The organism is Exiguobacterium sp. Leaf187 (assembly GCF_001423925.1).
In the GTDB taxonomy this organism is placed as follows: domain Bacteria; phylum Bacillota; class Bacilli; order Exiguobacteriales; family Exiguobacteriaceae; genus Exiguobacterium_A; species Exiguobacterium_A indicum.
This window is the reverse complement of the sequence record NZ_LMPR01000011.1, coordinates 38,719-51,645: the sequence shown is the minus strand read 5'-3', so window position 1 is coordinate 51,645 and position 12,927 is coordinate 38,719. Positions and strand designations below refer to the sequence as shown.

At 49.0% G+C, this 12,927-nt stretch carries 11 protein-coding genes; 5 read left to right on the top strand and 6 right to left on the bottom strand.

Features of this window, described 5'->3' with window-relative positions:
* The first annotated feature begins 23 nt into the window (after positions 1-23).
* The gene (gene pulA / locus ASF99_RS14300) at positions 24-2,030 is read left to right on the top strand and encodes a type I pullulanase (protein WP_235515953.1); all 2,007 of its coding nucleotides are present in this window, start codon (positions 24-26) and stop codon (positions 2,028-2,030) included.
* Positions 2,031-2,212: 182 nt separating this feature from the next.
* Positions 2,213-2,695, top strand: coding sequence for a site-2 protease family protein (locus ASF99_RS14295; RefSeq protein WP_023469669.1), 483 nt, complete (start codon positions 2,213-2,215; stop codon positions 2,693-2,695).
* Between the two features lie 46 nt (positions 2,696-2,741).
* Here ASF99_RS14295 and ASF99_RS17145 read toward each other — a convergent pair whose 3' ends face one another.
* The gene (locus ASF99_RS17145; RefSeq protein WP_023469668.1) at positions 2,742-2,915 is read right to left on the bottom strand and encodes a YycC family protein; all 174 of its coding nucleotides are present in this window, start codon (positions 2,913-2,915) and stop codon (positions 2,742-2,744) included.
* Positions 2,916-3,030: 115 nt separating this feature from the next.
* Here ASF99_RS17145 and ASF99_RS14290 point away from each other — a divergent pair, with 115 nt between their 5' ends.
* From ASF99_RS14290 to ASF99_RS14280, 3 genes are all read left to right on the top strand, one after another.
* Positions 3,031-3,825, top strand: a complete 795-nt coding sequence (locus ASF99_RS14290) for a hypothetical protein (RefSeq protein WP_023469667.1) — start codon at positions 3,031-3,033, stop codon at positions 3,823-3,825.
* A 69-nt stretch (positions 3,826-3,894) separates the two neighbouring features.
* A complete protein-coding gene (locus ASF99_RS14285) occupies positions 3,895-5,985 on the top strand; it encodes an MMPL family transporter (protein WP_055969583.1) in 2,091 nt (696 codons plus the stop codon).
* A gap of 92 nt (positions 5,986-6,077) precedes the next feature.
* On the top strand, positions 6,078-7,193 hold the full coding sequence (locus ASF99_RS14280; RefSeq protein WP_023469665.1) for an NADH-dependent flavin oxidoreductase: 1,116 nt from the start codon (positions 6,078-6,080) through the stop codon (positions 7,191-7,193).
* A gap of 420 nt (positions 7,194-7,613) precedes the next feature.
* On the opposite strand, the gene ASF99_RS14275 is transcribed toward ASF99_RS14280, so the two are convergent.
* The 5 genes from ASF99_RS14275 to ASF99_RS14255 form a co-directional block, all read right to left on the bottom strand.
* Positions 7,614-8,180 carry a 3'-5' exonuclease gene (locus ASF99_RS14275; protein ID WP_035395622.1) on the bottom strand — a complete coding sequence of 189 codons (567 nt, stop codon included), beginning with the start codon at positions 8,178-8,180 and terminating at the stop codon, positions 7,614-7,616.
* Between the two features lie 108 nt (positions 8,181-8,288).
* Complete coding sequence (locus ASF99_RS14270) at positions 8,289-9,677, bottom strand: MATE family efflux transporter (RefSeq protein ID WP_035395624.1); 1,389 nt, start codon at positions 9,675-9,677, stop codon at positions 8,289-8,291.
* Positions 9,678-9,827: 150 nt separating this feature from the next.
* Positions 9,828-10,901, bottom strand: coding sequence for a site-2 protease family protein (locus ASF99_RS14265; protein ID WP_023469662.1), 1,074 nt, complete (start codon positions 10,899-10,901; stop codon positions 9,828-9,830).
* Positions 10,902-10,968: 67 nt separating this feature from the next.
* Positions 10,969-12,240, bottom strand: coding sequence for a sensor histidine kinase (locus ASF99_RS14260; RefSeq protein WP_035395628.1), 1,272 nt, complete (start codon positions 12,238-12,240; stop codon positions 10,969-10,971).
* Positions 12,237-12,920: a response regulator transcription factor gene (locus ASF99_RS14255; protein WP_035395630.1), complete on the bottom strand. Its 684-nt coding sequence runs from the start codon at positions 12,918-12,920 to the stop codon at positions 12,237-12,239. The genes ASF99_RS14260 and ASF99_RS14255 overlap by 4 nt, the downstream gene beginning before the upstream one ends.
* Positions 12,921-12,927 lie beyond the last annotated feature (7 nt).

Here is a 12,927-nt window from a genome sequence, read left to right as displayed (position 1 = left end):
TGAAATGAAAGGGGTGCTTAGCTTTGAAACAAACAGCAGACATGTTGACGCTCACACCGCAAGAACTGGATGAGCGATTTGCCTATAGTGGAAATGATTTAGGAGCGACCTTCTCAGAGACGGCGATTCGCGTGCGCTTATGGGCGCCGACGGCAGAACGTGTCGTGATTCGTCTCTACAAGACACTACGCGCACGAAAAGTCGAAGAGGTCGAGATGATGGCAGGCGAACGGGGAACGTACGTCGTTGAACTCGATCGAGCAGCATATGAAGGTTATTTCTATACGTTTCAAGCGAGCATCAACGGACAAAAAGTCGAGGCGGTCGATCCGTATGCGAAAGCCGTCGGAACGAACGGAAAACGCGGTGCGTTAATTGACCCGACAAGTGTGACACCCAAACGATGGATTGAAGAACGCCCACTGTTCCATTCTTCGCAAGACGCAGTTGTGTATGAATTACATGTACGCGATGCAACGAGTCATCCGGCTAGTGGTGTCGTCGCACGTGGTACGTTCGCTGGGCTGACGGAAGCAGGGACACGGACACCAAATGGCGGATTGACAGGACTTGATTATTTAGCGGATCTTGGTGTGACGCATGTCCAGTTACTGCCGATCTATGATTTTGGCTCAGTCAATGAGACAGCGCCGAACGACCCGGATAACTATAACTGGGGGTATGATCCGGTGAATTACTTTGCGCCGGAAGGTTCGTACTCATCGAATCCGGATGATCCACGAACGCGGATCCTTGAGTTAAAGCAATTAGTACAAGCGTTACATGATCGCGGGATCCGTGTCATCATGGACGTCGTCTTCAATCATACGTATGATGCAGCAACGGTTCCGCTCGGTCAATTCGTTCCTGGCTACTTCTATCGTCAAGAGGCGGATGGTAGCTTGTCAAACGGTAGTTTCTGTGGGAATGATACCGCATCTGAACGTCTGATGATGCGGAAGTTCATTCTCGATTGTGTGACGTACTGGGCGAAAGAGTACCATCTGGATGGTTTCCGATTCGATTTGATGGGACTGCATGATGTCGAGACGATGAATCAGGTACGTCATGCACTTGATCGGATCGATCCATCGATTCTGATCATCGGTGAAGGCTGGGATCTCGATACGCCACTTGATCCGGAAGAAAAAGCGAACTATTTCAACGCACCGAAGATGCCAGGAATCGCTCACTTCAATAACGGTTTACGGGACGGGATCAAAGGCGACGTTCAAACGCCGGAAGACCGTGGTTTCATCAGCGGGGCATTCGACCGGACGAGTGAAGTCAAACGGGGAATCGCTGGTAACGTCTCTTCACAAGGATTTGCCGATGAGCCAAATCAGGTTGTCTCGTATGTCGAAGCGCACGATGATTTGACGATTTGGGATAAGTTAACGGTGTCTCGCCCTGAGGATACGGAAGAGACTCGTCGGAAACGGCAAATGCTCGCGAATGCCATCATCTTGACGGGGCAAGGCATTCCGTTCCTCCATGCCGGACAAGAGTTCTTCCGGACGAAGGACGGAATTCGTGACAGCTTCAATGCCGGAGAGGTCGTCAATCGTCTCGATTATGAACGGGCGGAAACAGAGCGTCCGGCCGTCGAGTACGTCAAAGGATTGATTGCCCTCCGTCGTCAGTATCCGATGTTTCGTCTCGCAAACGCAGCGATGATCAAGAAGCATCTTCGTTTCCTCGAAGAAGGGGAAGGTGTCATTGCCTTTGAACTGAAACGAACCTATGAAGGATACATCGAACGGCAGCGTGTCTACCATAATGCGACGGAAGAGGATATCACGATTGAATTGCCAAACGGTGAATTCGAGGTGTTGGTGGAGTCGGGTGCCGTTAAGTTGCACGCACCACGACTGCATGAAGAGAAACAGTTGGTCGTCCAAGCATTGACGACGACGGTCATCGCCGAACGAAAAGCGGATTACAAGAAATATGCGGTAGCAGGCGGTGCAGCACTGACGATCATCGGATTGTTGTACGCAGCGAACAAACGTCGTAAGAAAACCGATTAAATCAAAAAGGACGAAGCGCTATAAGGCTTCGTCCTTTTTTGCGTGGATGACAGTCCGATGTCAGCCTGTCATGAAATTGACTTGCCTGAATTCATCGAAACCTTGTTTGAAGCGTCACCTTTCGGGAAAAAACCTCTTAAGTAGTATATGGGATGTTGTTTTTATGAAAGGATGTACGGCGTATGTTTGGTTTCGAGGATTTATGGAAATTCTTTTTGTCGTTCTTTTTATTGTTGCCTATCGTGACATTGATTCATGAGATGGGGCATTACTTTTTTGCCCGATTGTTCGGTGGAAACATGGAGATCAATATCGGTTCTGGAAAATCGTTACTCCGTGTCGGACCGATTCGTTTAAATCGTATCTATTTTTGGGATGGATGGTGTCAATATGAGGCACTACGTCACGAAACGAAGTTTGCTAATATCATGGTCTACGCTGGTGGATCGATCGCGAACTTAGTGAGTATCTTAGTCGTAAATGGTCTTATTTATGCCGGCGTGTTCGAGGCATCGATTTTTACGTACCAATTTGCGTATTTCTCGTTTTATTTCGTCTTTTTCTCCCTCTTCCCGATCGATCATCCGAATGGTTATCCGAGTGACGGAAAAGCAATCATCAATGTCTTCCGTTACGGTAAATCCGACTATCATCCACAATCTTAAACGAAGATTAAAGCCTCCTTCCATCATTGGAAAAGAGGCTTTTTACTCAAGATTCCGATTCGCTAGACGAATCAGATTCCGTTTTCGCTTGTTCTTGCTCGAGTTCGACGAGCTTTTGAATCAAGATATGGCGCGGCATATGCATCAGTTGTTCAAGTGGTACGTTCAGACGTTTTGCGAGTTCGACAGCCGTCTCTGCTGATAATTGTAAAGGTTTCATCGTGTTCGTCCTCCTTTTTCCATGAGGCTAGTATAACAGGAGGTGCAAGTCGAGCGCATCAATAGTAGCGAGAAACTGAGAAGGTTGATACCGTATGAAGTAGGAAGTGATGCATATGTATAAACCTGCTGCAGAGCTGTTACTCCATGAATCCGTCTCACTGTTCGATCGAATCGGGGAGGATTTGCTTCTTTTTCGAGATCGCCACGGATTTATGAAATGTGATGCGGATTTAAGACCACTATGGGAAACAGCATGTGCGTATGTTCCATTCTCCTGGTACATTGAGCCAGGCGGTGGGCGATTGTTCATCGTATTTGAAGAGTCAGCTTATTTTGGTTTACTAGATTTAGAGCAAGGGCATTTAGATTATATCAAGCGACCCGCTGCTTTTTCCGAAGCGTGGTTCAGTAATTTATTCTTGTGGCAAGACGATGAGATCTTCCTATATTCGGCAGAAACGGATGTTGTCTGCGTGAACGTTCAAACAGGGGACTGGCGGTACTCAAACTATGAAGAGGCACCGTTGTTCGGACGCTTGATTGAGCGAGGATATGATACACGTTTGACGTTCGAACGGTTCATCGCACCTACGACGATCATCTCCTATGATGATCTACAAAAACGGTATGTGATTTGGGATGCCGCGACGAATCAGGAATCGATTATTCCTTTTTCGGATTACGCGGAGTACTCGCTCGTTGACCACCGGCACCAATTGTTTTCGATCACCGATTCATCTCGCTTTTACTTGTATGAGAAGAGTCAGCTGAAATATAAGTTCGAGGGATGCCATTCCTCCGTTTTACTCAAAAGTGTGTTACTCGATGAAGAGGCGCGACGTCTTGCGATCGTGTCGACATCGGCGACATTCGGCAACACATGGGTTCAAATTTTTCAAAAGACGTAATGAAACATCCTTTTCGCTTTTCAGCAAGAAGGATGTTTTTTGTACGTTTATACAGAAAGGGGACGCATCATGCAACGGCTTGGTCATCTGATGAGTACGTATTTTCGAGGAGTGTTGATTGTTTGGGCAATCCTGCTCGTCGTGCTTGGATATTTCGCTTATCAACTACCCGATCGGCTAGAAGGAAACGGATTTACGCGTGACGGTGATTTTCAACGCGTCGAGACAGTACTCGATCAAGACTTCGGTCAGGATCCGCATACGATCATCGTTCTATTTGAAAATCAAGAGAATCTACGACAAACGATGATGCAACATGTCGAGCGCTTCCGTGATATTAATGGCGTCGGGAACGTCATTGGTCCCGTCGAAAATCCGCGAGCGATTCGTGACGATAAGGGATACGTGACGGTCGGTGTACCAACACTTGATGCGAAATGGGCAGCTGCGGTCACGCGTCAACTGGATGATACCGGGACGATTCGACTAACGGGTGAACCAGTCGTCGTCGATGATTTGAATACAGCGTCAAAAAATGACCTCATCCGAGCTGAGTTGATCGGAATTCCGGCAGCCTTGATCGTCTTACTACTTGTTTTCGGTACACCCGTTGCCGCCATCTTACCGTTGATCATGGGACTCGTCACTTTTGTCTTTGGTGCCGGTGTTCTTTATTTCGTTGCCGGACAACAAGAGTTATCGATTTTCGTCTTAAATGCGGTTGCGATGATTTCCCTAGCACTCGGAATTGATTTTTCATTGCTATACGTCAATCGATTCCGCGAAGAACGGCAGGACGGGCAAGATATTCGGAAGGCGGCGATTCGTTCGGTCGAGACGGCAGGACGCTCGATTTTATTTTCTGGAATCTGTGTATTCGTCGGACTTGCCGGATTGTTATTGATTGATGTTGATGTCTTCCGTGCTGTCGCGATCGGGACGCTCGTTTCGGTCCTTGGGGCCGTCATCAGTGCATTGACATTGTTACCGGCACTATTGATCGTTTTCGGGAAGGTGCTAGAAAAAGGGCGACTCTTCCGGCAACGAGCAGGTCGTAGTGAAGATCGTTGGCGCCGCCTCGCTCGTTTCGTCATGAAGCGCCCGGTCGCAGTAACGATTCTATCTTTATTGCTTCTTTTACCTTGTTTATTGCCGTTACGTGACTTGACGTTAAACATTCCGCAAGCGACCGCTTTACCGGAATCCTATCCGTCGCGTCTCGCTTTTGAGTCGTGGGAAAAAACATTCGGGAACGATGGAACGGATGCCGTCCTCATCTTGTCTGCTGATGCTTCCTCAGAGGTGGGACGAGAAAAAATCGAAGATGTGACGATTCGACTCGAGTCGGATCCCGATGTACGCTCCGTCGTATCCGCCGCAACGATCGCCGAACAGCAACAGATTCCGCTCGAGCAGTTAGTCGCTGTTCCGGCCGGGCGCGAAGCTTTGACGGCATTTCTATCAGAGAACGACCAAGCACGAATTGATGTTAACTTAAAAGGAGATCCCGGCGATGCTGCTTCGCAAGACTGGGTGCGAAAGATGCAGGCGGACGGTTATCTTGTCGGGGGACCGGCAGCCTTCAATCAGGAAATTTATGATGCCATTGAATCGAAACTCCCACTAACAGTCGGTGTCGTCGTTTTGGCGACATTCATCATTCTGCTGATTGCGTTCCGGTCCATCTTGATCCCAATCAAGGCGATTCTAATGAATTTGCTTAGTCTAGGAGCGACATTCGGATTACTCGTCATCTTGTTTGAGTCCGGCGCAGTTCTTCCGCAGGAGACGATCGGCATTTTGACACCGGTCTTCATCTTCTCACTCGTCTTTGGTTTATCGATGGATTATGAAGTGTTCCTCGTCTCGCGAATGGAAGAATATTATGACGAGACAGGCGATAACGATTATGCGACCGAGATGGGGCTTGCGAAGACGAGTAAGATCATTACGTCTGCTGCCTTGATTATGATCGTCGTCACAGGGGCGTTTGCCTTCACGGGCGTCAGTCCAATTAAACAACTTGGCGTCGGTATCGCGCTTGCGATTTTTATTGATGCCACAATCGTCCGGATGCTACTCGTCCCCGCACTGATGAAACTATTTGGTCACTGGAACTGGTGGTGGCCGGGTGGTCGTCGTAAAGCGATTCGCAAGTGACACATCGCGTAAGCACATCAGTAGCTATTCGGAGGAAGACGAGCGTATACTGTCGATATTCAATTCAAGAAATTAGAGGAGGCACTTCACTCATGGCAACTCAAGCAATGTTTGAACCATTTACATTACCAAACGGTGTGACGCTGAAAAACCGCGTCTTGATGGCACCGATGACGAACTATGCAGCACAAGAGAACGGCGAAGTATCGGATGCGGAACTCGCGTACTATGCAGAACGTTCAGGCGGCGTCAGTGCGGTCATTACAGCATGTGCGAATGTCACAGCAGACGGTCAAGGATTCCCGAATGAGTTCGGTGCGCATCGTGACGATCTCGTTCCAAGTCTGAAGCGACTCGCAAAAACGATTCAAGATAAAGGCGCAAAAGCGATCTTACAAATTTTCCACGCTGGTCGTATGGCACCACCAGAACTCGTCGGTGGGCAAACAGTCAGTGCAAGTGCTGTCGCACCTGTACGTGAAGGAGCAATGACACCTCGTGCGCTAGAGGCGGAAGAAGTTGAAGCAATCATTGAAGCATTCGGTCAGGCGACACGTCGTGCGATGGAAGCTGGATTTGACGGTGTTGAGATTCATGGTGCGAACACGTACTTGATTCAACAATTCTTCTCACCACACTCAAACCGTCGCGAAGACAAATGGGGCGGTAGCTTAGAAAAACGTCTCGCCTTCCCATTAGCGGTCGTGGATGCAGTCGAAGCTGTCGCGAAACAGGATCCTTCGTTCATCGTCGGATACCGTTTCTCTCCAGAAGAGATCGAAAATCCAGGAATCACACTCGATGATACGATGCGCCTCGTCGATGAGCTGGCGAAAAAAGACCTCGATTACTTGCACGTTTCCGTGATGGACTTCTTCGCAGGTTCGATTCGTGACGAAAATGCAACGACATCACCAATCACGCTCGTCCAAGAACGTGTTGGCGAACAAGTACCTGTCATCGGTGTCGGATCGCTGCACACAGCGGACGAAGTCGAACAAGGTTTGGCTGTCGTTCCAATGATCGCTCTCGGTCGTGAACTGATCATGGAACCGAAGTGGGTTGAGAAAGTCGAAGCGGGTGACCTTGCGTCAATCCGGACAGAACTTGATCCAGAAGCACAAGCAGAACTCGTCGTTCCAGATGCATTATGGGCAGGCATCACAAGTCGTCCAGGCTGGTTCCCGATCAAACAAACAAGCAAATAATAGAACAGCATCAAAAAACACTCTAGATCTCGTGTCTAGAGTGCTTTGAGACTGAAGGTAAAGTGCAATTTTTCTCTAACGAGAAGGATTGCGCTTTTTTGTTCGTCTCGCATCGTTTTCCTGGGACAAGCATCGCGCCGCTTCGCTTCGCTGCAGGGTCGCTCTTGCTTGTTTTTCCCTAGGAAGCGATGTCGAGTGAACAAAACGCGTCTCGGATCCTTCTTCTAGATAAAAAAGAATAACGCGTTTACACGCCACTCCTACAGGAAAAAGCGCATTTATGCGCTGTCAGAGACAAACGAGACCCGTTTCCTGCTCGAATAGAGCGGGAAAACTGGCTTGTGTCTCGCCTGAGGAAAGGGCGTGAAAAGATGCGTCATTTTTTGGAGTCAGCCCTGTTGTCTACAATTTTTTTGTTTATTAATAGGCAACCTGTCCCATCCGAACGCCACAAAACGTATGCAAGGAGACCGGATCCTGTAGATTCGTTCGTTCCAACATATCGTTTAGGAGCAAGGCACAGACGTAGGCATCCTCTTTCGCGTCATGGTGCTGGAAAGAGACGTTGAGGAATTCAGCCATCGTATTCAATCGATGGTTCGGTAACCACGGATACAGTTTGCGGGATAATTTGACCGTGCAGCCGTAGGTGAAAGCGGGCATCTGGTACATATCGTATTTTTGAATCGCTTTTTGGAGCGCCCCCATATCAAATGATGCATTGTGGGCAACGACCAGTTGAGCACCTGCGATTAAATCGTATAAGCCCTGTGCTTCCATCGCTTCAGGTAACGTCGGTGCATCGAAGACATCACTCGGACGAATTCCATGGACCCGGATGTTTCCAGCATCGAAGTTCTCTTCTGGATTGATTAAGACCTGTTTACTCTCCGTGACGCGACCGTTGGAGAGAACGGACCAACCAAACGCACAAATGCTTCGGCTATTCCGATTTGCCGTTTCAAAGTCAATCGCTAATGTATACATGCAGCAGACTCCTTTCTGTCATTCACTAGTAACAGAATACATGTTCGTATTATAGAAGTCCATTAAAAAAGACCATCTGCAAGGCAGATGATCTGATATCCATTCCAGTCACTTCGCGGTGGCGACTTTTTGTTCCTCTGCGACGTACTCCTCCGGTTTAAATAATAGAACGCGATCTTTATAGGCGAAGACAAGGGCCGTCAAGACAGCCATCGCATCAGCGATCGGGAAAGCGAACCAGACACCATTGACACCGAAGAACAGGGGTAAGATCAAAACGAGTGGAATCGTGTATAACGTTTGGCGTGACAAGGATAAGAATAAAGCGACTTTCGCTTTGGCGAGCGATTGATACATCCCGTTGACAATCATTTGAATCCCATAGACGAACGATAAAGCGAATAAGATGCGCATCGCACTCGAGCCTTCCTGCAGCAGTGCTGCTTCTTCCGTGAACAAGCCGACCCAGAAGCGAGGGAACAATTGAATCAGTAACCACAAGCTGATCGATAACGATAAGCCGTAACGGATTGCCAACTTGATGGCAAGTGACATCCGGCTAAATTGCCGAGAACCGAAATTATACCCGACGATCGGTTGCATCCCTTGCACGATCCCCATGATTGGCATACCGACGAGCGCCATGAACTTATTGATGACCGCAAACGTCGCTAGTTCCGTCGTACCACCGTACCGGACGAGCATGTGGTTGACGGTGATGAACAAAATCGATTGGGAGACTTGCATGATGAACGACGATGATCCGATTTGCATCATCCGAAACGTTAAACGGAAATCGGGTTTGAAAGCATTCCGATTGAGTGTTAACCCCGTTTGCCGACGTTTCGTAAAGAAGAATCGGAAAACAAGTGCAGCACCGACGATTTGCGCAACGACTGTTCCGAGTGCAGCACCTTGGATGCCCCAATCAAGACCAAAGATGAACAGAGGTGTCAGGACGATGTTGATGGCAACTGTCGTCAGCATGACGCGCATCTGATAGTTCGCGCGTCCTTCTGCGCGGAGCATTGCACTCGACGCCATCGTCAACATGAAGAACGGAGATCCGATCAAGAGGACGCGTAAGAAATCGATGCTATACGGCATGATTTCATCTGTCGCTCCAAAGAGACGAAGTAACGGTTCGACGAAGATGAAAGCACTGATGATGGCGAGCATACTGATGAAGAAAACTGCTATCAAGACGTTCGCATAAGCACGACTGGCACCATCCGTCTGTTTTTGACCAAGCCGTTGTGACGCAATCGCAGCCCCCCCGATACCGATTGAGTTAGCGATCGCCATCAATACGAGCTGGACGGGGAAAGCGATTCCGACAGCGGCAACGGCAGCCGTACCGATGCCTTGAGCGACGAAAATCGTATCGACGATATTATAGAGTGCCGTGACGAGCATCCCGACCATCGCCGGTAAAGAGAGACTAAGTAAGAGCTGGTTGATAGGTGCTTCACCCAAACGGGCAGTATTTTTATTCATGGAAGGAGAGCCTCCTTTTTTAGACAAGTGGTAAGTAGGGTTTTACTCAGAGTAGTCGCTTCTATGAAGAGATGCAAGAAATCACTCTAGTCAATGTGTTCGTCTTATAAAAAAAGGATGCGCCATGAAGCGCATCCGATGGAACTCGTTTTAAGATGGTGTAGGCAAGTACCCTTTCGAGTACTCGAAAGCAATGAATAAAATGGCACCGAGCGCCAAGTAAGCGAGTAAGGTGATCGTTTGTTGTTTTTTCGGCATCTGGTGATACTGGACCGACTCTTCAGCGAGTCGGAGCGGTTCGATCCGCTGATCGATTCGTCGCAACAACGCATCGTAGTCGTTCGCAGCATCATATTGATACCGTAACAGATCGTCCGCTTCCTGACGTGCCTCTTCCGGACTCGCTTGTCGCAAATCTTGTAAATCGAGACGAAGCGACCAAGCGATCGGGTCGTACGTACTTTCGACCGTTTGTTCTTCCTCCACTTCCGGTGCAAGAGCGACTTCCGCGTTTGCACGTTCTTGTTCCGCCTTTGCGCGTAAGACGCGTTCGCGTGCAGCACGGTATAACATCAAGGTCGATCGGTTCGCCTCATATTGTTTTGCGAACTTATACCGTTTCCAGACAGCACTGCCGCCGAAGAAAGCAATCAAGAGCAGAATCAGGCTGAAGTTCGTGATGCCGTAAGCAATCAAGGCAGCAAGACCTGCAACCCAAACGATGATCGGAAGTCCCGCAAGAATCCGTCCGCCGTCAAGCGGACTGACGGGAAGTAGGTTGAAGAGATTCAATAGAGCCCCGAGATGGAAGATGACGAGCCAAAAGTCATTTCCGGTCACAGCGTATCCAATCGCAAGCGGAATCAGGGACACGAGACCCGCGAGTGGTCCACCGTACGCAAGAATCGCTTCTTGTTTTGGTGTCCGGAACGTATCTTTGATCCCGATGACGGCTCCCATGAACGGTACGAAAATCGCGGGACCCGTTTTAAAACCGAGTCGTTTCGCAGCGAGTAGATGTCCCATCTCATGAATGAATAGGAGATAGAGCAATCCGACCCCGAACCAGACACCGAATACTTGAGCGTAAAAGAGAAGCGAAACTCCGAACGAAATCAGAGTGCCTCCAAACTTCGAAAATTTCAATAAGGCAAGGATGACCTTTCCTTTCGTTAAGAGAAAGGCGCCGGCAACAGCAAGTCCACCCCAACGTTTTTTAGCCATCGTGAAATTCCTTCTTTCATCATGTGACGTTCTTCCTTAAGTGTACGACACAAATGTAGAAAAAGTTTCATTTAGACTGCTCGGGAATCAGATAGAAACAACTGCCATCTGGTTGACGGGCTTCACTACCGACCTGAAAATGATGCGTCGTCGCTAGAGCTGCAGCAATCGACAATCCGAGTCCACTTCCTGAACGATCGCGTGCTGCATCAAGTCGGTAAAACCGGTCAAATAACCGGGTACGTTCTTCGTTCGTTAGAGATGTTCCTCGATCAAGAACAGCGAGTCGCTCCTTGCGCAGATGCAATTCAGGAGAAGTGGCATATTTCAGGGCATTATCGATATAAATCGTCAAGATGCGTAGCACCGCTTCGCGATTCGCCAGGATCGTTCCAGAGGCATCAACAGGGATGATCGTCCCTGTCGCGTGATACATCCGATCAGCGAGTTCGCTCCCAAGCTCGGCTAAGTCAATCTCTTCGACAGACGTTTCTTCATAACCGAGACGAGACAGTTCGAGCATGGGCTCGATCAAGGTCGTCCGCATCGCATGCGTCTCCTGTAAGATATTTTCAATCGATTCATCGAGGACGTCCGGCTTCGTTTTGCCCCATCGCTTCAATAATTGCGCATACCCTTCGATGACGGTCAGCGGTGTCTTCATCTCATGCGAGACATCGGCGACGAACTGCCGTTGTTGTTCCATCGTCTGATCGACACGCCCAATCATCTGATTGAAGACGCGACCGAGGCGACCGATCTCATCATCACGTTCGGTCTGCACGGTCTCAAGCGTTCCAGAAGACGAGATCCGTTGCATCGTATCATTCAGTTGCCTGAGCGGGCGGAGCGTCTGATACGCAATCCAGAAGCTACTGATGAACGCGATGACGATTCCAACGACCAACACGATGGTGAAGGTCAAGACGAGTGTCGAGACCGTATCATCGACGCTTTCATCTTCGAATAAATAGGCTTGATCCTGATAGACGATACCGAACCAATCACCAGATTTGAAAGGTTCGTTCGAACGCGGGATACCGGGTAGGTCACTTGCTTGTACGTCTCCGTTAACGGTAGACGAGTCGTCGTCATCTTCATCATTTGAAATGACCCATCGTCCATCTTCGTTCGATAAGACGACGGAATCCTCATGAAGCGTCAACAATGCCCGGACCGATGAATCATCCTCCATCAATTCCTCCGCCTGTTCCAGTTGGGTATAACGCGATTCAATCAAATGATTGCGGACGACGAAGGTCACGACGATGAACGAAAGCAACAATAAAAGTGTCGTAAAGGCGGTGACGGATAAAGCAAGTTTCGTTCGAAGCTTCATGGGTTCGCCTCCCTCAGTACATAACCAACCCCACGAACGGTCTGGATCAAAGCAGGAGGGTGAGCATCGACTTTTTTTCGAAGGTAACGGATGTAGACGTCGACGATATTCGTCTCGCCGAAGTAATCGTATCCCCAGACGCGATTTAAGATTTGTTCGCGTGTCAGGACATGTTCTTTGTTTTCCAGTAAATACGTCAGGAGTTCGAACTCCCGTGGTGTCAAATCGAGTCGCAATTCATCGCGAAATGCTTCATGTCGATCAAGATCGAGTACAAGATCTGCGAACTGTAACGTGCGCGATGCGTTACTAGTTGAAGTCGGAGTGCGTAGTAACGCACGGATCCGGGCAAGGAGTTCCTCCATCTCGAACGGTTTCGTCACATAATCATTCGCACCAAGATCGAGTCCTGCGACCTTATCGTAAACTTCCCCACGTGCTGTTAGCATAATGACGGGGATATGAATACCTTTTCCACGGAGCCTGCGCAACACCTCGAAGCCGCTCAGCTCCGGCATCATCACGTCGAGTAAGACGAGATCAACCGAATGCTCAGCGGCAGCGAGACCATCTTTTCCGTTGGGGGCGACACGTGTCGCGTACCCGGCATATTGGAGTTCGAGTTCAAGGAGGCGTGCGATTTTCGCATCGTCCTCAACGATTAAGATGGTAGTTGGCATAAACATC

What these genes read in the sequence shown, in the direction of transcription:
- ASF99_RS14280 (WP_023469665.1), top strand. Translation starts at nt 6,078, where the DNA reads ATGGCAACTCAAGCAATGTTTGAACCATTTACATTACCAAACGGTGTG.
- ASF99_RS14260 (WP_035395628.1), bottom strand. Translation starts at nt 12,240, where the DNA reads ATGAAGCTTCGAACGAAACTTGCTTTATCCGTCACCGCCTTTACGACA.
- ASF99_RS14270 (WP_035395624.1), bottom strand. Translation starts at nt 9,677, where the DNA reads ATGAATAAAAATACTGCCCGTTTGGGTGAAGCACCTATCAACCAGCTC.
- ASF99_RS14275 (WP_035395622.1), bottom strand. Translation starts at nt 8,180, where the DNA reads ATGTATACATTAGCGATTGACTTTGAAACGGCAAATCGGAATAGCCGA.
- ASF99_RS14255 (WP_035395630.1), bottom strand. Translation starts at nt 12,920, where the DNA reads ATGCCAACTACCATCTTAATCGTTGAGGACGATGCGAAAATCGCACGC.
- ASF99_RS14265 (WP_023469662.1), bottom strand. Translation starts at nt 10,901, where the DNA reads ATGGCTAAAAAACGTTGGGGTGGACTTGCTGTTGCCGGCGCCTTTCTC.
- ASF99_RS14295 (WP_023469669.1), top strand. Translation starts at nt 2,213, where the DNA reads ATGTTTGGTTTCGAGGATTTATGGAAATTCTTTTTGTCGTTCTTTTTA.
- ASF99_RS17145 (WP_023469668.1), bottom strand. Translation starts at nt 2,915, where the DNA reads ATGAAACCTTTACAATTATCAGCAGAGACGGCTGTCGAACTCGCAAAA.
- ASF99_RS14285 (WP_055969583.1), top strand. Translation starts at nt 3,895, where the DNA reads ATGCAACGGCTTGGTCATCTGATGAGTACGTATTTTCGAGGAGTGTTG.
- ASF99_RS14290 (WP_023469667.1), top strand. Translation starts at nt 3,031, where the DNA reads ATGTATAAACCTGCTGCAGAGCTGTTACTCCATGAATCCGTCTCACTG.